The organism is Seohaeicola nanhaiensis, assembly GCF_042654245.1.
GTDB lineage: Bacteria > Pseudomonadota > Alphaproteobacteria > Rhodobacterales > Rhodobacteraceae > Seohaeicola_A > Seohaeicola_A nanhaiensis.
Map to the genome: position 1 here is coordinate 444,048 of NZ_JBHSGI010000009.1, position 20,943 is coordinate 464,990.

At 64.4% G+C, this 20,943-nt stretch carries 21 protein-coding genes; 11 read left to right on the forward strand and 10 right to left on the reverse strand.

The features are described 5' to 3' along the window. Positions 1-51: 51 nt before the first annotated feature. The 5 genes from ACFO5X_RS12495 to ACFO5X_RS12515 form a co-directional block, all read right to left on the reverse strand. On the reverse strand, positions 52-645 hold the full coding sequence (locus ACFO5X_RS12495) for a polysaccharide biosynthesis/export family protein (protein WP_380717794.1): 594 nt from the start codon (positions 643-645) through the stop codon (positions 52-54). A gap of 233 nt (positions 646-878) precedes the next feature. Beyond that, positions 879-1,658: a carnitinyl-CoA dehydratase gene (locus ACFO5X_RS12500; protein WP_380717795.1), complete on the reverse strand. Its 780-nt coding sequence runs from the start codon at positions 1,656-1,658 to the stop codon at positions 879-881. Then, positions 1,655-3,664: an acetate--CoA ligase family protein gene (locus ACFO5X_RS12505; RefSeq protein WP_380717796.1), complete on the reverse strand. Its 2,010-nt coding sequence runs from the start codon at positions 3,662-3,664 to the stop codon at positions 1,655-1,657. The genes ACFO5X_RS12500 and ACFO5X_RS12505 overlap by 4 nt, the downstream gene beginning before the upstream one ends. Before the next feature lie 270 nt (positions 3,665-3,934). Then, positions 3,935-5,095, reverse strand: coding sequence for an acyl-CoA dehydrogenase family protein (locus tag ACFO5X_RS12510; RefSeq protein WP_380717797.1), 1,161 nt, complete (start codon positions 5,093-5,095; stop codon positions 3,935-3,937). A 24-nt stretch (positions 5,096-5,119) separates the two neighbouring features. Beyond that, the gene (locus ACFO5X_RS12515; protein ID WP_380717798.1) at positions 5,120-5,875 is read right to left on the reverse strand and encodes a class II aldolase and adducin N-terminal domain-containing protein; all 756 of its coding nucleotides are present in this window, start codon (positions 5,873-5,875) and stop codon (positions 5,120-5,122) included. A 107-nt stretch (positions 5,876-5,982) separates the two neighbouring features. Here ACFO5X_RS12515 and ACFO5X_RS12520 point away from each other — a divergent pair, with 107 nt between their 5' ends. Continuing rightward, positions 5,983-6,846: a LysR substrate-binding domain-containing protein gene (locus tag ACFO5X_RS12520; protein WP_380717800.1), complete on the forward strand. Its 864-nt coding sequence runs from the start codon at positions 5,983-5,985 to the stop codon at positions 6,844-6,846. Here ACFO5X_RS12520 and ACFO5X_RS12525 read toward each other — a convergent pair whose 3' ends face one another. Beyond that, complete coding sequence (locus ACFO5X_RS12525; RefSeq protein ID WP_380717801.1) at positions 6,847-7,254, reverse strand: hypothetical protein; 408 nt, start codon at positions 7,252-7,254, stop codon at positions 6,847-6,849. It abuts the gene before it with no gap. Then, on the reverse strand, positions 7,254-7,682 hold the full coding sequence (locus tag ACFO5X_RS12530; RefSeq protein ID WP_380717802.1) for a VOC family protein: 429 nt from the start codon (positions 7,680-7,682) through the stop codon (positions 7,254-7,256). The genes ACFO5X_RS12525 and ACFO5X_RS12530 overlap by 1 nt, the downstream gene beginning before the upstream one ends. A gap of 111 nt (positions 7,683-7,793) precedes the next feature. On the opposite strand from ACFO5X_RS12530, the gene ade reads away from it, so the two are divergent. The 4 genes from ade (at position 7,794) to ACFO5X_RS12550 (ending at position 12,479) form a co-directional block, all read left to right on the forward strand. Further along, complete coding sequence (gene ade, locus ACFO5X_RS12535; RefSeq protein WP_380717803.1) at positions 7,794-9,596, forward strand: adenine deaminase; 1,803 nt, start codon at positions 7,794-7,796, stop codon at positions 9,594-9,596. After that, entirely contained in the window at positions 9,593-11,056 is a 1,464-nt protein-coding gene (locus tag ACFO5X_RS12540; protein ID WP_380717804.1) for an AMP nucleosidase, read from the forward strand. Before ade ends, ACFO5X_RS12540 begins: the two co-directional genes overlap by 4 nt. Positions 11,057-11,185: 129 nt before the next feature. Further along, positions 11,186-11,473: an HU family DNA-binding protein gene (locus tag ACFO5X_RS12545; protein ID WP_380717805.1), complete on the forward strand. Its 288-nt coding sequence runs from the start codon at positions 11,186-11,188 to the stop codon at positions 11,471-11,473. Positions 11,474-11,588: 115 nt separating this feature from the next. Beyond that, the gene (locus ACFO5X_RS12550; protein WP_380717806.1) at positions 11,589-12,479 is read left to right on the forward strand and encodes a DMT family transporter; all 891 of its coding nucleotides are present in this window, start codon (positions 11,589-11,591) and stop codon (positions 12,477-12,479) included. Here the strand turns inward: ACFO5X_RS12550 and ACFO5X_RS12555 are convergent. Continuing rightward, positions 12,476-12,958 carry a glutathione peroxidase gene (locus ACFO5X_RS12555; protein ID WP_380717848.1) on the reverse strand — a complete coding sequence of 161 codons (483 nt, stop codon included), beginning with the start codon at positions 12,956-12,958 and terminating at the stop codon, positions 12,476-12,478. The genes ACFO5X_RS12550 and ACFO5X_RS12555 overlap by 4 nt on opposite strands. A 182-nt stretch (positions 12,959-13,140) precedes the next feature. Between ACFO5X_RS12555 and msrB the strand changes: the two genes are divergently transcribed. From msrB to ACFO5X_RS12585, 6 genes are all read left to right on the forward strand, one after another. Continuing rightward, positions 13,141-13,584, forward strand: a complete 444-nt coding sequence (gene msrB, locus ACFO5X_RS12560; RefSeq protein WP_380717807.1) for a peptide-methionine (R)-S-oxide reductase MsrB — start codon at positions 13,141-13,143, stop codon at positions 13,582-13,584. Further along, positions 13,581-14,090 carry a peptide-methionine (S)-S-oxide reductase MsrA gene (msrA, locus tag ACFO5X_RS12565; protein ID WP_380717808.1) on the forward strand — a complete coding sequence of 170 codons (510 nt, stop codon included), beginning with the start codon at positions 13,581-13,583 and terminating at the stop codon, positions 14,088-14,090. Before msrB ends, msrA begins: the two co-directional genes overlap by 4 nt. A 119-nt stretch (positions 14,091-14,209) precedes the next feature. Further along, complete coding sequence (locus ACFO5X_RS12570; RefSeq protein ID WP_380717809.1) at positions 14,210-14,821, forward strand: VOC family protein; 612 nt, start codon at positions 14,210-14,212, stop codon at positions 14,819-14,821. A gap of 89 nt (positions 14,822-14,910) precedes the next feature. Further along, entirely contained in the window at positions 14,911-15,594 is a 684-nt protein-coding gene (locus ACFO5X_RS12575) for a TerB family tellurite resistance protein (RefSeq protein ID WP_380717810.1), read from the forward strand. After that, complete coding sequence (locus ACFO5X_RS12580) at positions 15,594-16,607, forward strand: endonuclease/exonuclease/phosphatase family protein (protein WP_380717811.1); 1,014 nt, start codon at positions 15,594-15,596, stop codon at positions 16,605-16,607. The genes ACFO5X_RS12575 and ACFO5X_RS12580 overlap by 1 nt, the downstream gene beginning before the upstream one ends. Before the next feature lie 174 nt (positions 16,608-16,781). Next, positions 16,782-17,066: a hypothetical protein gene (locus tag ACFO5X_RS12585; RefSeq protein WP_380717812.1), complete on the forward strand. Its 285-nt coding sequence runs from the start codon at positions 16,782-16,784 to the stop codon at positions 17,064-17,066. 11 nt (positions 17,067-17,077) lie between these two features. Here ACFO5X_RS12585 and ACFO5X_RS12590 read toward each other — a convergent pair whose 3' ends face one another. Both ACFO5X_RS12590 and ACFO5X_RS12595 read right to left on the reverse strand, forming a co-directional pair. Beyond that, entirely contained in the window at positions 17,078-18,625 is a 1,548-nt protein-coding gene (locus ACFO5X_RS12590) for a Ppx/GppA family phosphatase (RefSeq protein ID WP_380717813.1), read from the reverse strand. A gap of 120 nt (positions 18,626-18,745) precedes the next feature. Then, positions 18,746-20,920, reverse strand: a complete 2,175-nt coding sequence (locus ACFO5X_RS12595) for an RNA degradosome polyphosphate kinase (protein ID WP_380717814.1) — start codon at positions 20,918-20,920, stop codon at positions 18,746-18,748. Between the last annotated feature and the right edge of the window lie 23 nt (positions 20,921-20,943).

The following is a 20,943-nucleotide window of genomic DNA, read 5'->3' on the forward strand; positions in this document are numbered from 1 at the left end:
CCTCCTATCAGCCTCCTGGTTTTCAATGCTCTGCCCCGGAACCCGTGAAACCTATTCGAACAGTCTGCGCGCCGGCACGACGATCACGTCGCCCGATGTCAGCACCGTCGCTCCGATGGAGTTCTTGCCCGCCAGAACGTCTTGGTAGTTGAAGCTGTAGACCGACTGCTTGCCGGAACGGTCGGTGCGGCGAAGCTGAACGCGCTTCACCGCAGCAAAACGGTTGAATCCGCCGGCCAGGGCCAGCGCCTGAAGAAGGGTGGTGCCGCGCTTGACCTCGACCATGCCGGGCGCATTGACTTCGCCCAGAAAGTAGATCGGCAGCCTGGAGGTGCCGCCCTTGGCGGTGGGGGTACCCAGCTGCAGCAGCGATACCGTGACCGTCGGTTCGTTTGCGAAGTTGCTCGACAGCTTGGAGGCCACGTCGGCGCGCACCTGATCGACGGTACGTCCGCCCACGGGCAGCGTGCCGGCCAGCGGCACGGTCACACGGCCATCGGGCAACACCAGGGAATCCCGGTTCATCGCCGCGTCTTCCAGAACCTCGATCCGCAGAACGTCGCCCGGTTTGATCCGATAGCTGTCCTGGGCCACTGCGGCCTGAGACCCCGCCAGAACCAGTACTAGCGCACCGAAGAATTTCATTACTCGCGTCATAGCAGACTCTCTGTCTTCACCATCAGGGCTCTGGACCCATAGGTTAGTGGTATTTGCACTGCATCCAAAGGGAATACTCGCTCTTCCCCCGCCAAACCGTCATCGCGGCCTTCTGCCGTGCCACGCGCGCAACACAGTCATCGCGATTTTTGCAGAATTGTCCACAGCCAAGGCGCGAGGGGCGGAATTGATCCGCCGGTGTTGCGCCGGGGCCGTCGCGCCTATCGGCCTTTCCAGACCGGATCGCGCTTCTCGGCGAAGGCCCTGGCGCCTTCGATCTGGTCTTCCGAGCTGTACAGCACGTCCACCGTTTCCAGCTGTCGTTTGGTGATGCGATTCATCATGTCCTGGAATCTGGCATCTTCGGCCTCGCGCACGATCTCCTTGATCGCGGCATAAACCAGCGGAGGGCCAGAGGCGAGCAGTCGGGCGAGGTCCATGGCCCGCTCCATCAGCCGTGCCGCGGGCAGGACTTCGTTTACCAACCCCCACCGATGTGCCTCGGCGGCGTCGAACCAGCGGCCGGTCAGCAGGAGTTCCATCGCGATGTGGTAGGGGATGCGCTTGGGCAGCTTGACGCTGGCCGCATCGGCCACGGTTCCCGAGCGGATTTCGGGAAGCGCGAAGGTGGCGTGATCTGCGGCCAGGATCATGTCGGCGCTCAGCGCCAGTTCCAGCCCGCCGCCACAGGCGATGCCGTTCACGGCCGCGATGACGGGCTTGTTCATGCCGCGCAGCTCTTGCAGCCCCCCGAACCCGCCGACACCATAGTCGCCATCGACGGCATCGCCATCGGCGGCGGCTTTCAGATCCCAGCCCGGGCAGAAGAACTTCTCGCCACCACCGGTGAGGATCGCCACGCGCAGCGCCGGATCATCGCGAAAGGCGCGGAAGGTCTCGCCCATGATACGGCTGGTGGCGAGGTCGATGGCATTGGCCTTGGGCCGGTCCAGTGTCACGGTCAGAATGGCGCCGTCGCGCGCGGTTTTCACAACATTCATGTCATGGTCTTCCGGATCAGGGCATCGACTGCTACCGCGCGGGTCGGCGTGCAGATCAGCGGGTTGATTTCGATTTCGGCGAGGGTGTCGGCATTGGCGGTCACATAGGCCTGCACAGAGTCGATCGCGTCGAGAATTGCCGCCCAGTGAGCCGCCGGTTTGCCGCGATATCCGCGCAGCAGCGGCGCGCAGCGCAGCCGGTTCAGCGCGGCCTCGACACTGGCGCGCGGGGCCGGAACCAGCAGCGAGACGGTGTCGCGGTGCAGTTCCGTCAGCACGCCCCCGGCGCCGAGGGTCAATACAAAGCCATGCGCCGGGTCGCGGAGCACCCCGACCAGCAATTCGGCGACGCCGCCGGCCACCATCTCTTCGACCAGCCAGGGGCCGGGGATGCGGGCTGCGGCCTCTTTCAGTTCGCTGACGGCAAGCCCGAGACGCACGGCCCCATGTTCGGACTTGTGAGCGAGACCCGTGCCTTTGAGAACCAGCGGACCGGTCAGATCGACACCCGCCAGCTGGCTGGCCTGCGCCACCATCCGCCTTTCGGGCACCGGCAGCCCGTGGCTGGCCAGAGCCGTTTTTGCCTCCGCCTCGCCAAGTGTCCGCGCCTCCCGCTCGGGTCCGGGCAGGAGGAGCGGAGGCACGGTTGCAGGCGCTTCGGACGCAGCGGCCCCGGCGGCGGCCAGCGCCTCGGCGAGGCCTTGCAGCGGGACGACGCCGCCGGCCATCAGACGTTCGGCCACCGCCTGCGGCATCAGCTCCGGCAATGTGGCGACCACGGAAAAGGGTGCCCCGGTCTGAGCCCGGACGTTCAGCGCGGCCTGAGTTGCGCAGTCCCAGTCTGTCGCATCCGTGTGCGGATAGTCGACGATGGACAGGGTCAGCGCGATGTCTTCCCCCGTCATCGCGGACCAGGCGCGCGTCATCGCTGCCGTGTCGCGCCAGATGTAGGTGTGATAGTCCAGCGGGTTCGCGAGAGCCACCATCGGGCCAAGCGCCCCACGCAGGGTCTGTTGCTGCGCTGGCGAAAGTGGCGGAAACGCCAGCTTGCCCTGCGCCATGTCGGCGATCAGGCTGGCTTCGCCGCCCGAACAGCTGATCGAGGCGATCCGCCGGGACGGTAGCCGACCGACGCAATGCAGCAGCTTGAGCGTTTCCAGAAGCTCGGGCAGGCTGCGCAGGCGTGCAATCCCCAGCCGGTCGAGCAGCGCCTGCGCGCCGGCGTCGCTGCCGGCCAAAGACGCGGTGTGCGAGACGGCCGCACGCTGCGATTGCTCGGAGGCTCCGACCTTGAGCGCCGCCAGTGGCACGCCTTTCTCCTGTGCCTTGCGGGCGAGCATTTCCCAACCGCGCAGGTCGCCGAAGCCTTCGACATGCAACCCGATGGCGGTGATCCGCGGGTCGTCGAGCAGGCCGGCCGCGATCTCTGCCTGAGAGGTCTGCGCCATGTTTCCGCAGGTCACCATCATCCCGATGGGCAGCGCGCGCCGCTGCATCGTCAGGTTGATTGCAATGTTCGATGACTGGGTCAGGATCGCCACACCGCGGTCCACAGGCTTCATACCGTGCTGATCGGGCCAGATCGCCGCCCGGTCGAGCGCATTGACGAACCCATAGCAGTTGGGTCCGAGAATGGGCATGTCACCCGCCGCTGAGACGAGTTGGGTTTGCAGGGCCGCGCCTTCGGCATCCTCAGCCGTGGCCTCGGTGAAGCCCGAGGCAAAGCAGACCGCGCCGCCCGCACCAAGGGCTTGCAGTTGGGCCACGGTGTCGATGGTGGCGCGCCGGTTCACGCCGATGAAAGCCGCGTCTATACGGCCATCGTATTCAGCAAGGCTGCGCAGCGCCTGGCGCCCGGCGATGACCTTGCCGCCGGGATGAACCGGGAAAATCTCGCCCGCGTATCCGATGCGCTCGGCGGCGCCAAGGATCGAGGCGCACCAGGCCCCGCCGCCGATCACGGCGATGCTGCGCGGATTGAATAGACTTGTCAGGTCACGCGTCATGTCAGATCCGAGCGCCCGTGGCGGGGTCGGAGCCTCCGGCGGGGATATTTTCAGCAAGAGGAAGCAGCAAGATCTTCTTAACCACCTTCTGTCATGATGCTCTGGCGGTACAGGCGGGGACGCCGATGACCGCGCAAGGGGAAGAGAGGGTCTCTCTTCGGGGGAGAGTCATTGTGCTCTCCCCGTTTCCTCTTGCTTCAAATATCCTGGGGAGCGCGAGGGGCAAAGCCCCTCGCACCGGTCGGCGCGGCGCAGCCGCGGCGAAACCCTTCATGCTCCCAGCGCCCGCAACAGGTCGCGGCTGATGATATGGCGCTGAATCTCGCTGGTGCCGTCCCAGATCCGTTCGACCCGGGCATCCCGCCAGAAGCGCTCCAGCGGATAGTCGTCCATCAGCCCCATGCCGCCGTGCAGCTGGATCGCCGCATCGGTCACCCGTGCTAGCATCTCGGACGCGTAGAGCTTGGCACTCGCGATCTCCCGATTTGCAGGCAGACCTTTGTCCAGCCGGTCGGCGGCGGCGAGGGTCAGCAGGTCGGCGGCGTCGATTTCGGTGATCATGTCGGCCAGCTGGAAACTGACACCCTGGAACTTGCCGATCACCTGGCCGAACTGTTCGCGTGTGGCGGCATAGTCGAGGGCATAATCAAACACGCGTCTTGCGCGGCCCACGCACATGGCCGCAACGGTCAGGCGTGTTGCGTAGAGCCAGGTATTCATGACCTCGAAGCCGCCGTCCACCTCGCCCAGCACCTGCGAATCGGGCAGGCGACAGTCGTCGAATTCGAGGATCGAATTGGCGTATCCGCGGTGGCTGACAGATTTGTAGCCGTTTCGGATGGTGAAGCCCGGCGTGCCCCGGTCGACGAGAAAGGCGGTGATCCGCTTCTTGACGCCCTTGGGGGTCACGTCTTCGCCGGTTGCCATGAAGACGATGACGAAATCGGCATGTTCGGCACCCGAGATGAAGTGCTTGGTGCCATTGGCCACCCAGACGCCGCCTTCGCGCCGCGCGGCGCATTTCATCCCGCGCACGTCCGAGCCGGCGCCCGGCTCGGTCATTGCCAGCGCGTCCATCCGTTCCCCGCGCACGGCGGGCATGAGGTAGCGGTCGATCTGCTCGCCGCTGCAGGCCATCAGGATGTTCTGGGGCCGCCCAAAAAAGTGATTGAGCGCCATCGAGCCGCGTCCGAGTTCGCGCTCGACCAGCGCGAATTCCAGATGGCTCAATCCCGCGCCGCCGACACTTTCGGGAAAGTTGCAGGCGTAAAAGCCAAGATCGATGGTCTTCTGCTTGATCCGCTCAGCGATGTCCGCCGGCACCGACCCGGTGCGTTCGACAAGCTCTTCATGAGGATAGATCTCGTTTTCGACAAACGCGCGGACGGTGGAGACGATCATCTCCTGCTCGTCGGTCAACCCGTATTGCATGGTCTAGTAACCCCGAAACAGCCTCTAGGAGGCGTAGTTCGATCCTTCGTCATCGAGGATCAGCTTGAGTTCGGACAGGTGCCGGTCGCACTGTTCCGGATACTGCTCGACCTCCGAAGCGGTCTTTTCGGCGATCTCGTCCGAGAGACGGCGCAGGGGCTGGCCGGTCTGCAGGGCGCGGATATAGGTCTCGGCCGCGCGTTCGAAGAAATACATCCGGTTGAAGCAGTCTGCGACGGTGTCGCCGATCACCATGATACCGTGGTTGCCCATGATCATGACCTTCTTCTTCGGATCGGTGAACAGCGCCGCGCAGCGCTCGCCCTCTTCTTCCAGTGCCAGTCCGCCATAGTGGTCGTCGATCACCTGCCGGTCGTGGAAGATGGCGGTGTTCTGGTCGATCGCAGGCAGGTAGCTGTCGGCGAGGCTGGCAAGCACGGTGGCGTGGATCGAGTGCACATGCATCGCGCAGCGGGCAAAGGGGACGTGCCGGTGGATGGCGGCGTGCAGGGCCCAGGCCGTGGGGTCGGGGGCGTCGGGCCCCTTCATCGCGTCAGGATCGTTGGCGTCGAGTTCGAGCAGGTCGCTCGCGCGGATCCGGCTGAAATGCACCTGGTTGCGGTTCATCAGGAAACGCGTCCCGTCCTCGTTGACCGCGAGGCTGAAATGGTTCGACACCGCCTCGTGCATGTTCAGCCGGGCGGTCCAGCGGAAGGCGGCTGCAAGATCCACCCTTTCCTGCCAGTGGTTCATGTTCGGGCGCAGATTCGTGACGGTCATGTGTCTCTCCCTCGAAGGTCGCGCTCAGCCTGCCAATCCAGCCGCCGGAAGACCAACGAAAAATTCGCCGCTTCTCCAGTAGGAATACTTATGGCAGGATTATGATTATGCAGACGCTTCCCCCGCTTGGCTGGCTTCGCACCTTCGAGGCCTCGGCGCGCCATCTGTCCTTCACCGGGGCGGCGCGCGATCTCAACATGACGCAAAGTGCGGTGAGCCAGCAGATCAAGGCTCTGGAAGAACATATCGGTCAGCCCCTGTTCATCCGTCGGCCGCGGGCGCTGGAATTGACCGAGGCCGGGATCACCTATCTGCCCGTTGTGCGCGATGCCTTCCGAACCTTGCTGCGCGGAACCCGCGCGGTGACTGGACGGCGCGGCGACGCGGTTCAAGTGATGTGCAATCTCACCTTCGCCGTGCATTGGCTGGCGCCGCGTCTTGCCGCATTTCGCGCGGCGCATCCGGGGGTGATGCTGAACCTGACCACGGAACTCTGGGAGCCACGAGAGCTGGCCGAAGGGGCGGATGTGGAGATCCGCTTTTCCCTGCGTCCGCCCGACACGGTGCGCCCCGAACTGCTGCGCAGAGATCACTATTATCCGGTCTGTGCGCCCGATTACGTGGTGAGCCTGGAGGATCTGCATATGCAACCGCTCTACGATTGCACCAACTTGTTGTCGAGCTGGGCGGCCTGGGCCGAAGATCAGGCTTTGCCCTGGCCCGATCCGCCCATCACCTATGCCACGACATTCACCGTCACCCTGGCGGTGGTCATGGCCGGGGGCGGGCTGGCGCTGGCGCATGACACCATTGCCGCAGGGCTGATCGCCGAGGGCCGGCTGGTCGCCCCCTTCACCCACCGCGCGCCAATGCCCGAGGCATATTACCTGATCCTCTCGCCCCAGGCCGAACAATCCGCGGGCGCGCTGGCCTTCGCCAGCTGGCTGCGGGGGGAACTCGGCCCGCCCTGACTAGCGAACCCCGTTCCGGGCAAGCCACCGCGTGATCAGGACCACCCGAAGGCTCGCGATGACCAGCACCAGAACCGCCACCAGCATCGACGCGACCGGCTGCAACAGAAGCGGCCAGAGCGGCGAGTTCGATGATATACCGGCGGCCATTCCGGCAAAATCGCCGTTCCGGTAGACCAGGCTTTCCCCCGCGTAGAGCAACGTGATCAACAAGCTGTCGCGGAACGTTCCCATCAGCAGGATCCAGCGTTCCGCCTCGGCGTTCTCGCCGCCGACATCCCGAGCGCGGCCGTAATAGGTGAAAAAGATCACCACCGCGCCCGCTGCCAGCAGCAAGGCAGAGATGCCAAGCCAGTACTTCGCCTTCTGGAAGGCGGGTGAGTTGAGTGTGTCGAATGTTATTTCCATCAGTCTTTCTCGAGTGGGCGGCTCGGCACCCAGGCGTAGCCGTTGGGGCAGAGGATATAGGCCTCGCGCAGACTATGGGGCTTGTCGGTCGCGCCCTGCAAAAGTGTCCCGCCCGCCGCCTCGGCACGGGACGCCGCCGCGTCCGGATCGCTTTCGTAGAGCCTGATTTCGATGCCGCCTCCGCGCGGTGGCGACTCGGGAACCAGCCCAAGGAGCGGGTTGGAGTGATAGGTGCCGTCCGCGTGGATCTGAAAGACCTGCGCGCCATAGGTGGCGATGGCGAAATCCTTCGTGACCTGATGGCTCTGGATGCCGAAGACTCTGTCAAGGAACGCGCATTGTGCGGGGACGTCGCGCACGAGCAGATTCAGCCCGATCCCGCGCAGCGACCTGCCGAACTCGGCGGCGCCAACGGTGCCATAATCCATGTGACGTCTCCCGGATTGTCGTGAGACCCAAGCGACAGCTTCAAGATGAAGCTTTGATGAAACCGCGCCACCGCCTCTTGCGCCGGCCCGACCATTCAGCACAATTGTTGCATGAACGCCAAGCCCTTCCCAACCTGGCCCGATGTGGCCTCCCGCCTGATCGCCGTCGCAGCCGGCCGCGAACCTGCCGATATGGTGATCAGGGGCGGTATCTGGGTCAACGTCCAGACCCGCGAGTGCCTTCCCGGCCATGACATCGCGATCGCGGCGGGGCGCATTGCCTGCGTCGTCCCCGATGCCGCCTATTGCACCGGCCCTGCGACCGAGATCATCGAGGCCGAGGGTCGATACATGCTGCCCGGTCTCTGCGATGCGCATATGCATATCGAGTCGGGGATGCTGACCCCGGCCGAATTCGCCCGCGCGGTGATCCCGCATGGCACCACCAGCATGTTCACCGATCCGCATGAGATTGCTAATGTCCTCGGGTTGGAGGGCGTGCGGATGATGCATGACGAGGCGCTGTTGCAGGCGGTGAATATCTTCACGCAGATGCCGTCCTGCGCGCCTTCGGCGCCGGGGCTCGAGACGACCGGCTATGAAATTTCGCCCGAGGATGTGGCCGAGGCCATGACCTGGCCTGGGATTGTCGGTCTCGGCGAGATGATGAACTTTCCCGGGGTCAGCGCGGCCGATCCCAAGATGCTGGCCGAGATCGCCGCGACCCAGCGCGCGGGCAAGACGGTGGGCGGGCATTATGCCTCGCCCGATCTGGGGCCGGCCTTTGCGGCCTATGTCGCCGGTGGCCCGGCGGATGACCACGAGGGTACCTCGGAACGGGATGCCATGACGCGGGCGCGTCAGGGAATGCGGGCGATGATGCGCCTGGGCAGCGCCTGGTATGATGTGGAAAGCCAGATCACCGCAGTGACGGAAAAGGGCCTCGATCCGCGGAATTTCATACTCTGTACCGACGATTGCCACTCGGCGACGCTGGTCAACGAAGGCCACATGAATCGCGTGGTCCGCCACGCCATTGCCTGCGGGTGCGATCCGCTGATCGCGCTGCAGATGGCGACGATCAACACGGCGACCCACTTCGGGCTTGAGCGCGAGATCGGATCGCTTGCACCCGGACGGCGGGCCGATGTGATCCTGTCACCCGATCTGACAACGCTGCCGATCGACATGGTCATCGCCCGGGGCCGGGTGGTGGCGCGGAACGGGGTCTGCCTGGCCGATTGTCCGCACTACGCCTGGCCCGACAGCGCCCGCAATACGGTGCATCTTGGCCATGCGCTGGGCGCGGGCGACTTCGAGATCGCGGCGCCAGCCGGGGCCAACACCGCCCGTGCCAATGTGATCGGGGTGGTCGAGAATCAGGCGCCGACCAAGGCGCTGAAGGCCGACCTGCCGGTGCGCGAGGGGCTGGTCGAGGGCGATGGAGAGGTCTGCCAGATCGCGCTGGTCGAACGGCACCGCGCGACCGGCGGCGTCGTTAACGCCTTCGTTTCGGGGTTCGGCTACAAGGGTCGCATGGCGATGGCCTCTACCGTGGCGCATGATAGTCACCACATGATCGTGGTCGGCACGGACCGGGAGCAGATGGCGCTGGCCGCCAACCGGCTGGCCGGGGTGGGCGGAGGCATCACCCTCTGGCGCGAGGGTGAAGAGCTGGCGCTGGTCGAACTGCCCATCGCGGGGCTGATGTCGGACAGCCCGGCGCAGGAGGTGGCGGCCAAGGCAACGCAGATGGTCGAAGCGATGCGGGCCTGCGGCTGCACGCTGAACAACGCCTACATGCAGCATTCGCTGCTTGCCCTTGTGGTGATTCCCGAGCTGCGGCTGTCCGATCTGGGGCTGGTCGACGTGCGCAGCTTCCAGAAAATACCGGTGCTGGAGGTTCCATCATGAGCCGGATCGAGACGCCGGAAGCCTTTCGCGACGAGACCTATACCGATGCGACGGCGGCGGTTGATCGCCTGGAAGAGCTCTATACCGAAGCGACCGACTTCCTGTGCCATCACTTCATGGAGGTGATGCGCAATGGGCCTCCGGGCCATCGCATCCGCGCCTTCTATCCGGAAATTCGCCTGACCACGACCAGCTATGCCCGCGTGGATACGCGCCTGAGCTTCGGCCACGTCGCGTTGCCCGGCACCTACTCCACGACGGTCACGCGGCCGGATCTGTTCCGGCAGTATCTGATCCAGCAGATCGGCCTGCTGATCCGCAATCATGGCCAGCCGGTCACCATCGGGCCGTCTCACACACCGATTCCGGTGCATTTTGCCGTGGCGACCAAGCCCGATCTTACCGTTCCGCAGGACGGCGCCTCGGGGTTGACCCTGCGCGACATCTTCGACGTGCCGGATCTTGCGACCACCAACGACGATATCGTGAACGGCACCTTCGTGCCGCAGGATGGCATCGGGCCGCTCGCCCTCTTCACCGCGCAGAGGATCGACTATTCCCTGGCCCGCCTCAGTCATTATACGGCAACCGATGCGGGGCATTTCCAGAACCACGTCCTGTTCACCAACTATCAGTTCTACGTCGCCGAATTCGAGGCCTATGCCCGCGCGATGCTGGCCGATCCGGCCAGCGGCTATACCGCCTTCGTCAGTGCCGGCAATGCCGAGATCACCACCGCCGACGCCCCGCTCGATGCGCCGGCGCGGCTGCCGCAAATGCCGACCTATCACCTGAAACGGGCGGACGGATCGGGGATCACGCTGGTCAACATCGGCGTCGGGCCATCGAACGCAAAGACGGCGACTGACCATATCGCGGTTCTGCGTCCGCACGCCTGGCTGATGGTCGGTCACTGCGCTGGTCTGCGCAACACCCAGGCGCTGGGCGATTTCGTCCTGGCCCATGCCTACCTGCGCGAGGATCACGTGCTGGACGACGACCTGCCGATCTGGACGCCGATCCCGGCGCTGGCCGAGATTCAGATCGCGCTGGAAGAGGCGGTGGCCGAGGTGACCGAACTGGAGGGGTTCGAGCTGAAGCGGGTCATGCGCACCGGGACCGTCGCCACCATCGACAACCGAAACTGGGAGCTGCGCGACCAATCCGGGCCGGTGCAGCGTCTGAACCAGTCGCGGGCAATCGCACTGGACATGGAAAGCGCGACGATCGCCGCAAATGGCTATCGGTTCCGCGTGCCTTATGGCACGCTGCTGTGCGTTTCCGACAAGCCGTTGCATGGCGAGTTGAAGCTGCCGGGCATGGCATCAGAGTTCTATACCGCACAGGTTTCGCGCCATCTCAAGATCGGCATCCGGGCGATGGAACGGCTGCAAAACATGCCGCTCGAACGGCTCCACAGCCGGAAACTGAGGTCTTTTGACGAAACAGCCTTTCTTTAACGGTGAAAAACGCGAAAAACAGGCGGATTTAGGCTTGGCTTTCTCCGCAATTCATTGTGTTTTGCCACAACATCCCGTTAAAATGCGCGGGCGAGGCCCAATAGAGCGGGCAGTTGAAGGAGAAAAAGAATGGCAAAAGCAATGACCAAGTCCCAGCTCGTCGCTGCACTGGCAGACGAAATGGGTTCCGACAAGAAAACTGCCAGCGGCGCACTGGACGCCGTCTGCGCCCTGATCACCCGCGAAGTCGCCAGCGGCGGCTCGGTCACCCTGCCGGGCGTCGGCAAGATCTACTGCCGCGAGCGCCCCGAGCGGACCGTCCGCAACCCCGCCACGGGCGAGTCCTTCACCAAGGAAGCCGACAAGGTCGTCAAGATGACCATCGCCAAGGCACTCAAGGACAGCGTGAACGGCTGAACTTGCATCGGCTGACGTTTTGAGAAAGGGTCGCCCCGCGGGCGGCCCTTTCGTTTTGGCCCCGTGCCAATCGGGAGAGAGCATCATGACCAGAACTGCGGCGAAAGGCTGAGTCATGGACCTGCGCGCCATCCTGATGGGCCTTGCCTTCGCGTTGATGTGGTCTTCGGCCTTCACCTCGGCCCGGATCATCGTTGTCGATGCCTCGCCGCTGTTTTCGCTCGCGGCCCGATTTCTGATCTCGGGACTATTGGGCGTGACCATCGCCCGGTTCATGGGGCAGAGCTGGCGCCTGACGCGAAAGCAGTGGTTTGCCACCATCCTCTTCGGCGTCTGCCAGAACGCCCTGTATCTGGGCCTGAACTTCGTCGCCATGCAGACGGTCGAGGCCGGGCTCGCGTCGATCATCGCCTCGACCATGCCCTTGCTGGTCGCGCTGGCCGGTTGGCTGCTGCTGGGCGAAAAGCTGCGTCCGCTGGGAATTGCCGGCCTGCTGGCCGGAGTGGCCGGTGTGTGGTTGATCATGTCGAGCAGGCTGGGCGCGGGCGTGGATCTGCACGGTGTGATGCTGTGCGGGATCGGCGTTCTGGCGCTGACCTTTGCGACACTTGCCGTGCGCGGCGCCACATCGGGCGGGAATTTCATGATGATCGTCGGACTGCAGATGTTCGTCGGCGCCGCCGTTCTCTTCGTCGCTGCGCTGGCCTTCGAGGATATCCGTGTCCACCCGACGCTGTCCCTGGCCCTGGCCTTCGCCTATACGACCCTGGTGCCGGGACTGGCCGCGACCTTTTTGTGGTTCCTGCTGCTCGACCGGATCGGACCGACCCGCGCGGCGACTTTCCATTTCCTGAACCCGGTCTTCGGCGTCTCGATCGCCGCGGTGCTGCTGGGCGAAAAGCTGGGGGCGCGCGATGTGCTGGGGGTGCTGATCGTAACGGCGGGTATCTTTGCCGTTCAATTCTCGCGCCAGCGTCCCGTGAAGGCTCGGGTGGGCGCGCCCTAGTTCAGCAGGGCCTCGATCTCGCGCAGGATGGTTTGGGACTCGGGCCGGGTCGCCGACCCCCAGGTGCCGACGACGGCGCCATCCGGGCCAAGCAGGATCTTGTTGAAGTTCCAGCCCGGCTCAAAACCGGTCGCTGCCTTGACCGCCTGATAGAAGGGATGCGCCTGTGGCCCGCGCACATGGGTGATGTCGGTCATCGGCAGGTCGATCCCGTAGGTCAGCTCGCAGAATTCCTTCACCTCGGCGGCGCTGCTGAGTTCCTGGTTGAAGTCGTCGGACGGGACGGCGAGCACCACAAGACCGCGCGCCTTGTAGGTGTCGAAAACCTTTTGCAGACCCTCGTATTGCGGCGTGAACCCGCATTGGGACGCCGTGTTGACCACCAAAACGGGATGCCCGCGCCAGTCTTCGATCGCCAGCGTGCCGCCGTCGATGGAGGGGAAGGTGCCGCCCACGCCGGCGGCCAGCGGAGGCGCCATCAGCGCGAAGCAGAGGGTCAGAGCATGTTTCAGCATTGCGGTCACCTTTCCCATGATCGGTTCATTACGCCCCGGTCCCGACACCGGATCAATCGCACGAGCCTGCGAGGCGGTCGAAATATTCCTTTGCTTTCGCCAGCGCGGCCCCAAATACTACGTATCGACTCCGACATGAGGATAGCATGACAGCGTATAAAAAGGACCCGGCCCGCATTGCGCAGCTTTCGCAGGAAGAGTTCTATGTGACGCAGCAGAGCGGCACGGAACGCCCCGGCACGGGCAAGCTCTTGCATAACAAGGAACCGGGAATTTACGTCGACATCGTTTCCGGCGAGCCGCTTTTCGCTTCGGCGGACAAGTTCGACAGCCACTGCGGCTGGCCGAGCTTCACCAAGCCGATCGACAATGTCGAGGAATTCGAGGACCGGACCCACGGCATGGTGCGCGTCGAGGTTCGGTCGAAACACGGCGACAGCCACCTGGGCCACGTCTTCCCAGACGGTCCACGCGACCGGGGCGGACTGCGCTATTGCATCAACTCGGCTTCGCTCCGCTTTGTGCACCGTGATGACATGGAGGCGGAGGGCTATGGAGCCTACATCGATCAGGTGGAGGATGTAACATGACGACTGAACGTGCTGTTCTGGCCGGAGGCTGCTTCTGGGGCATGGAGGAACTGCTGCGCCACAAGCCCGGTATCCTGAAGACCCGTGTCGGCTATACCGGCGGGGACGTGGAAAATGCGACCTATCGAAACCACGGCACCCATGCGGAAGGGGTGGAGATCCTCTTTGATCCCGACCGCATCAGCTATCGCGAGATTCTGGAGTTCTTCTTCCAGATCCACGACCCAACGACGCTGAACCGGCAGGGCAATGATGTCGGCCTGAGTTATCGCTCGGCGATCTACTATGTGGACGAGGCGCAGAAGGCGGTCGCGCTTGACACGATTGCCGATGTCGACGCTTCGGGCCTCTGGCCTCGCAAGGTTGTGACGGAAGTGGAACCGGTCGGCGCCTTCTGGGAGGCCGAGCCGGAACATCAGAATTACCTCCAGCGGATCCCGAACGGCTATACCTGCCACTGGGTCCGTCCGAACTGGGTTCTGCCCAAGCGCAACGCCGCAGAATAAGGCAAGCTGCGGTCCCGGGTGTGCGCGGCACGCCCGGGGCTGAGCTGGCTACATAGTCAGGCTCTTCCCAAGGTTCGAAACCCCGCATAACCTCGCCGGAAACACCTCCGGAGTGCGCGATGCGGCTGGATCATATTGTGGTGGCTGGCGCCACCCGGGCCGAGGCGACTCTGGCTGTGGAAGAGGCACTTGGGGTGGTTCTTCAGACCGGGGGAAGCCACGTCGACTTCGGCACGCACAACGCATTGCTCGGGCTGGCCGACGGGCTGTATCTGGAAGCCATCGCCATCGACCCGGCCGCGGTGCCGCCGGAGCGCGCTAGATGGTTCGATCTGGACCGCTTCAATGGCCGGGCACGGCTGACCAACTGGGTCTGCGCGAGCGACGACATGGAATCGGAGCTTGCGGCGCTGGGCGCGGACGCGGGCGTTCCCATGGATTTGACTCGCGGCGATCTGGCGTGGCGCATGGCGGTTCCCGAGACTGGCGTCCTTCCGTTCGACAACCTGCACCCGGCACTGATCACGTGGCAGAGCCCTGTGCATCCGAGCGATATGCTCGCGGTGTCCGGCTGCGCCCTGCGGCGGCTGGTCGTCTGTCACCCTGAGGCGCCGGTTCTGGCGGCGCGGCTGGAGCCGCACCTCCACGACCCGCGGGTGGTCTACGAAATGGGTCCGCTGCTGCTGCGCGCCGAGATCGACACGCCGCATGGGTTGCGAGTCCTGCTGTGATGCCTGATCCAGCGGCGGCTTTTCGTGTAGGGAGGCTGCGCGCTCAGGGCGCACCTGACAGTCGTGCCCGCAGCGGGTAAGGTGGTGCCATGTCGATCTGGACCCGCATATCCGAGGCGCTTTCCGCGCTCGCCAATGGCGAAAGCCTGGCGCAGGTTTTTGATTCGCTGCGCACCCCGCCAGAGCGCAGCGTGGCCTTCACGATTGCGGTGATCGGGCTGGGCGCCAAGATGGCCAAGGCCGACGGGACGGTCACCCGCGACGAGGTGACGGCCTTCCGTGAAGTGTTCCAGATCGCGCGCGAAGACGAGGCGGCCGCGGCGCGCGTGTTCAACCTGGCGCGTACCGATGTTGCGGGCTACCAGCAATACGCGCGGTCGATCCGGCGGATGTTCAAGAGCGACTCGGGCGTATTGTGCGACCTGATGGAGGGCCTGTTTCACATCGCGGTGGCCGATGGCGCCTATCATCCGGCCGAGGATCATTTCCTGTCGGATGTGGCGGGCATTTTCGGATTGAGCGAGTCGACCTTCCAGGCGCTGCGGTGCCGTTTCGTGACCGATGCGCCACCGGACCCCTGGACCGTGCTGGGTGTCAGCCGCGATGCGAGTCGGCAGGAGATTCGCAAGGCCTGGCGCGATCTTGTGCGCGAATATCATCCCGACCGGATGATCGCGCGTGGCGTGCCGGAGGAGGCGGTGAAGCTGGCCGAAAAGAAAATTCGCGACATCAATCGGGCCTGGGAAGAGATCGGCACGGCGGCTGTCCACTGATGCGGCTGGCCACCTACAACGTCGAGTGGTTCGCCAATCTATTTGACACCCACAACCATCTTGTGGCCGACGACAGCTGGTCGGGCCGGCAGGACGTGACCAAGGCCGAACAGATCACGGCACTGGGCATCGTGTTCACAGCACTGGATGCCGATGCGATCATGATCATCGAAGCGCCGAACACGGGGAGGTCGCAGAATACCGTCGCCGCGCTGGAGCAGTTTGCGGCCGCCTTCGAGTTGCGCCAACGGCGGGCGGTGATGGGGTTTGCCAACGACACGCATCAGGAGATCGCTTTTCTCTACGACCCCGACGCGCTGGAGGCGGTTCACACGCCCGGCGGCGGCGAGGCGGCCGACACAGCGGGGGCGGAACCGCCGCGCTTTGACCAGAGCTTCCGCATCGATCTGGATGTGGATGCGAACGAAGACGTGGTGACCTTCTCGAAACCGCCGCTGGAACTGACCGTTACGACGCGCAAGGGCACCGAGGTCTGCCTGATCGGCGCGCATCTCAAATCGAAGGCGCCGCACGGCGCGCGAAACGCGGATCACGTGATGCGCCTGTCGATCGCCAACAGGCGCAAGCAACTTGCGCAGGCGATCTGGCTGCGGGGCAGAATCGCCGCGCGGCTGGCCGAGGGGCGGTCCGTGATCCTGTTGGGCGACCTGAACGACGGCCCCGGCCTGGATGACTACGAGAATCTGTTTCAGCGCTCTTCGGTGGAAATTCTTCTGGGCGAGCAGATGTTCGACCCGCATGCCCGCCAGGCGCTGCAAAGGCGGCTGGGCGCGGCGCCGACCTCGGCCCGGTTCCGGCTGGCGGGGGAAGAGAAATACCTGTCGGCGCTACTGGACTATATCATGGTCTCGCCCGCGCTGATGGAGCGTCATCCCGCGTGGCGCATATGGCATCCGTTCGACGACCTGCGCTGTTGGCGTGTTCCGGAGTTGCGGGACGCGCTGCTGACGGCATCGGACCATTTCCCGGTGACGCTCGACATCGATATCTGAGGTGCGGCCGGCCCCGCCCGACCTCGCGACGGTTTGGCCCTTAACGGAACCACATTGTGCGCCTATATTGGGGTCATGGAAAAACGCCTTGCCCTCATATGCGCCGCAGCGACGCTGGCTGCCTCTCCTTCCCTCGCGGAAGAGCCGAAAGGCCGGACGCTGATGGAACAGGGGATGCAGCTATTCTTCGAAGGGCTTAAGGACGAGATGTCGCCAGCCATGCGCGATCTGGGCGCGCTGGCCGACGAATTTGGTCCGCCGATGCAGCGGTTTCTGGCCGAGATGGGACCGGCGCTCGCCGAGATCCTGTCGAAGGTCGAGGACTGGACGATGTACGAGACTCCCCAGATCCTGCCCAACGGCGATATCATCATCCGCCGGAAGGTCGAGACCGATCCCGACGACCAGCCGCCGGGCGAGCCGACGCCGACCAAGCCGAATCCCCCCACCGATCTCTGAGCGGCAGTCGCTCAGGGCATCTTGCGGATCGTGACGCTGGCATTCATCGATTGGGCCAGAGATGCCAGGCGCGACTGGGCGACCTCGCCATATAGTGGCATCGCCTTTTCGGGCATCGACAGCCCCAGCCGGCGGCGGCGCGGGTTCCAGTCGAAATGGCCCATCAGTTCTGTATTCTGCATCCAGAGCATGGCGCCAAAGCGCATCGCCTTGCCCAGCACCTCTGCCATGTGCAGGGCTTTCGGGTCGAGCAGATCGTAGAGGTCTTCGAAGGCGGTGCCCTCTCGCTTGTTGCGATAGCGGTGCAGCAGCGCGAGACCGAGAAACACCCTTTCGGAATGTTTCAGTCCGCCAAGGTTGGCCCGGGTCGCATTGTCGAAACAGACTTCGGCACGATAGTCGGGGTGCGCGCGCCAGCTGACGTCGTGCAACAGGCAGGCCGCCTTGATCAGCCGCACCTGCGACGGGGTGGCGGTGGGGAACAGCGGCATCACGAAATCGAACAGGATGCGGCCGAATCCCGGCAGGCGAGCATCCTTGGCCTCGGCAAACCGGCAGGCCTCGATCAGCGGGTCACGGTCGCGCAGGCGCTGGGGCATCTGTTCGTAAAGGAGGCCCTCGCGGATGCCATAGCTGGAAATGGCGATGTCCAAGGGGCGGAAGCGGCGCACCAGCCGGCCCAGAACTTCGGCGGCGAAGGGCACGAGTTCCAGTCGTGCGGTCGATGTGCCGGTCTGCGCCTTGAGCGTTTCGATGTCGTTCTCCGCGATGTAGGCCAGCGTTTCGCGCACTGCGGAATTGGTCATCCGGTATTCGTGCAGCACCTTCAGCGGATAGTTGCGCCGCGCCATGTCGATCCGGGCGATGGCCCGCCAACTGCCACCGACAAGGAACAGCCTGTCGTGCTGCGGTCCCATTCGCTCGCTGAGCTTTTCCATCACTCGGCGGATGTGGTCGCCCCGTGCCCGGCTGCCGCCCTTGAGCGTGCGCAGCTTCAGCGGGCCGAGTTCCGAGGTGGACAGCCGCTTGCCGACCCGCCCGTCGCGAATCTCGGCCAGTTCCATGGACGATCCGCCAAGGTCGCAGATCAGACCGTAGGCGCCGGGCCAGCCCAGCAGCACGCCCTGCGCCGAGAGTCTGGCCTCTTCCTCGCCGTCGATGACCCAGATGCGCAGGCCCGTCTTCTGCAGCACCTCTTCCCGGAAGGCCGGGCCGTCTTCGGCGTCGCGCACCGCGGCAGTCGCCACGGCGGTCAGGCTGGGCAGGCCCATGCCCTCCGCCAGAAGCTGGAATCGTTCCAGCGCGGCCAGGGCGCGCACGCGGCCTTCGGGATTCAGTCGGCCGGTTTCCGACAGCCCGGCGCCAAGGGCGCACATGATCTTTTCGTTGTAGAAATAGGCGGGCGAGCGGGCGGCGCCATCGAAGACGACCAGACGCACCGAGTTCGAGCCGATATCGACAACGCCGACTTTCGACAGCGCGCGGGTGCCGGGATCATCGAACAGGGGGCGCCCGAAGGGACCGCCTTCCGATACGTCAGTATCCGTTTGCGAGGTCATGGGTCTCCGGGATTTCCATGGTGAGACTGCGATATGCAGCGGCCTGGGTCAATCGTCGCGACACCACCGGTGCTGCAATGCGGCGATTCCTGCCGTTTATGGCCTGTGCGGCGGCCCGCATCAATCCTCGGTGTGGGTCAGTTGCGGAACGTCCTTGGCTCCGGCCGAGCCACGCCCCGAAAGCGAGGGGTTCTCCATGAAGAACCGGTGGCAGCTGAAGGCGAAGGCGCCTTCCGGCACCGGCGAGCGGGTGAACTTGCCGTCGGGCGACATCACCCAGCTTTGGGCGACGTCGGCCAGGTTCGCTGCCATGATCTGGCTGACGATCTGCGCCTTGACGGTGGGATTCTCGATTTCGACCAGCGTTTCAACCCGGCGGTTAAGGTTGCGTCCCATCCAGTCGGCCGAGGATATGAAGACGCGCGCGCGCTTCGATGGCAGCTCGCGTCCGTTGCCGAAACAGACGATGCGGGAATGTTCGAGGAAACGGCCGACGATGGACTTCACCCGGATGTTTTCGGACAAGCCCTTGATCCCGGGCCGCAGGCCGCAGATTCCGCGGACGACAAGGCTGATCTTCACGCCGCCCTGGCTGGCGGCATACAGGGCGTCGATCACCTCGGGGTCGATCAGCGAGTTCATCTTCGCCCATATCACCGCCGGTCGGCCCGCCTGGGCATGGCCAATCTCGGCGGCGATCAGTTCCAGCAGCCTGGGCTTCAGGGTGATGGGCGAAATGGCGAGGTTTTCCAGCGATTCGGGCAGGGCATAGCCCGACAGATAGTTGAACACCTTCGTTGCATCGCGCCCCAGTGCGGCATTGCAGGTGAAGAAGCTGAGGTCGGTATAGATGCGGGCCGTGATCGGGTGATAGTTACCGGTTCCGTAATGCGTGTAGGTTACCAGGCTGTCGCCTTCGCGGCGGACCACGGTGGAGATCTTGGCGTGGGTCTTGAGGTCGATGAACCCATAGACCACATGCGCCCCGGCCCGCTCCAGGCGTCGGGACTGGCGGATGTTGGCGGCCTCGTCGAAACGGGCCTTGAGCTCGACCAGCGCGGTCACGGACTTGCCGTCCTCGGCCGCCTCGCACAGCGCCTCGACGATGGGCGAGTTCTTGGAGGTCCGGTAGAGCGTCTGCTTGATCGCAACGACATCGGGATCGCGGGCCGCCTGTTGCAGGAAGCGGATCACCATGTCGAAGGTTTCGTAGGGGTGGTGGAGCAGCATATCCTTCTGACGGATGGCCGCGAACATGTCGCCGTCAAAGTCCATAACCCGTTCGGGTACGCGCGGCGTGAACGGCGGCCACAGCAGATCGGGGCGCGAATCCGTCACCAGCTTGCTGAGATCGGCGACACCCAGCATTCCGTCGACCTGAATCACCTCGCTGCGCTCGACCCGCAGTTCGCGCATGACGGTGGCCAGCAGTTCTTCGGGTGCACCGGCCGAATGCGTCATGCGCACGACTTCACCCCGGCGCCGGCGCTTGAGCGCGACTTCGAAGCCGCGCACGAGGTCTTCGGCTTCTTCCTCGACTTCCAGGTCGCTGTCGCGGAGGACGCGGAATTCGAAATGGGATTTGAGCCTATAGCCTGGGAAAAGCTGGCCGATTTCCAGAAGCAGAAATTCTTCCAACGCGAGGAATCGGTTCTTCCCGGGGGCCGAGGGCAGCGCAACAAAGCGGTCGATCTGGGCGGGCACCGGCAGCAGCGCCTGAAGATTGCGCCCGTCGCGTACCCGCTCGAGTTCAAGAGCGAGGCAATAGCCGGTGTTCGGAATGAAGGGAAACGGATGCGCCGGATCGATCGCCAGAGGCGAGAGCACCGGAAACACCTGGCTGAGGAAGACATCGCCAAGGTGGGCCTTGTCGGCCGCGTCGAGCGCATCGCGCGTCAGGACCGAAATTCCGGCCTCTTCCATCTCGCGGAACAGTGCGAGGATGACCCGTTGCTGGGCCTGCATCAGGCGGCGGGCGTCCTCCGAAATCAGCACCAGCTGTTCCGCCGGGGACAGCCCGTCGGCCGCCGGAGTCGTGTTGCCGGCAATCGCCAGTTCGCGCAGGCCAGCGACGCGGACGGTGAAAAATTCGTCGAGGTTGTTCGCCGAAATCGACACGAAGCGCAGCCGCTCCAGCAACGGAACGCGCGGGTTCTCGGCTTCTTCCAGCACACGCCAGTTGAAGCCGAGCCAGCTCAGCTCACGGTTATAGAACCGGCCTGGACCTTTCGGGTCGACATCGGGCAGATCTTCCGGGGCTGGGAAGTCGGAGGCGAGGAAATCGGCATTGGTCATGAGCGGGCGGTATCAACGATATG

Excerpts from the sequence above, each read along its gene's own strand:
- ACFO5X_RS12495 (WP_380717794.1), bottom strand. The coding sequence starts at position 645 with ATGAAATTCTTCGGTGCGCTAGTACTGGTTCTGGCGGGGTCTCAGGCC.
- ACFO5X_RS12500 (WP_380717795.1), bottom strand. The coding sequence starts at position 1,658 with ATGAATGTTGTGAAAACCGCGCGCGACGGCGCCATTCTGACCGTGACA.
- ACFO5X_RS12505 (WP_380717796.1), bottom strand. The coding sequence starts at position 3,664 with ATGACGCGTGACCTGACAAGTCTATTCAATCCGCGCAGCATCGCCGTG.
- ACFO5X_RS12510 (WP_380717797.1), bottom strand. The coding sequence starts at position 5,095 with ATGCAATACGGGTTGACCGACGAGCAGGAGATGATCGTCTCCACCGTC.
- ACFO5X_RS12515 (WP_380717798.1), bottom strand. The coding sequence starts at position 5,875 with ATGACCGTCACGAATCTGCGCCCGAACATGAACCACTGGCAGGAAAGG.
- ACFO5X_RS12520 (WP_380717800.1), top strand. The coding sequence starts at position 5,983 with ATGCAGACGCTTCCCCCGCTTGGCTGGCTTCGCACCTTCGAGGCCTCG.
- ACFO5X_RS12525 (WP_380717801.1), bottom strand. The coding sequence starts at position 7,254 with ATGGAAATAACATTCGACACACTCAACTCACCCGCCTTCCAGAAGGCG.
- ACFO5X_RS12530 (WP_380717802.1), bottom strand. The coding sequence starts at position 7,682 with ATGGATTATGGCACCGTTGGCGCCGCCGAGTTCGGCAGGTCGCTGCGC.
- ade (WP_380717803.1), top strand. The coding sequence starts at position 7,794 with ATGAACGCCAAGCCCTTCCCAACCTGGCCCGATGTGGCCTCCCGCCTG.
- ACFO5X_RS12540 (WP_380717804.1), top strand. The coding sequence starts at position 9,593 with ATGAGCCGGATCGAGACGCCGGAAGCCTTTCGCGACGAGACCTATACC.
- ACFO5X_RS12545 (WP_380717805.1), top strand. The coding sequence starts at position 11,186 with ATGGCAAAAGCAATGACCAAGTCCCAGCTCGTCGCTGCACTGGCAGAC.
- ACFO5X_RS12550 (WP_380717806.1), top strand. The coding sequence starts at position 11,589 with ATGGACCTGCGCGCCATCCTGATGGGCCTTGCCTTCGCGTTGATGTGG.
- ACFO5X_RS12555 (WP_380717848.1), bottom strand. The coding sequence starts at position 12,958 with ATGGCGCCTCCGCTGGCCGCCGGCGTGGGCGGCACCTTCCCCTCCATC.
- msrB (WP_380717807.1), top strand. The coding sequence starts at position 13,141 with ATGACAGCGTATAAAAAGGACCCGGCCCGCATTGCGCAGCTTTCGCAG.
- msrA (WP_380717808.1), top strand. The coding sequence starts at position 13,581 with ATGACGACTGAACGTGCTGTTCTGGCCGGAGGCTGCTTCTGGGGCATG.
- ACFO5X_RS12570 (WP_380717809.1), top strand. The coding sequence starts at position 14,210 with ATGCGGCTGGATCATATTGTGGTGGCTGGCGCCACCCGGGCCGAGGCG.
- ACFO5X_RS12575 (WP_380717810.1), top strand. The coding sequence starts at position 14,911 with ATGTCGATCTGGACCCGCATATCCGAGGCGCTTTCCGCGCTCGCCAAT.
- ACFO5X_RS12580 (WP_380717811.1), top strand. The coding sequence starts at position 15,594 with ATGCGGCTGGCCACCTACAACGTCGAGTGGTTCGCCAATCTATTTGAC.
- ACFO5X_RS12585 (WP_380717812.1), top strand. The coding sequence starts at position 16,782 with ATGCAGCTATTCTTCGAAGGGCTTAAGGACGAGATGTCGCCAGCCATG.
- ACFO5X_RS12590 (WP_380717813.1), bottom strand. The coding sequence starts at position 18,625 with ATGACCTCGCAAACGGATACTGACGTATCGGAAGGCGGTCCCTTCGGG.
- ACFO5X_RS12595 (WP_380717814.1), bottom strand. The coding sequence starts at position 20,920 with ATGACCAATGCCGATTTCCTCGCCTCCGACTTCCCAGCCCCGGAAGAT.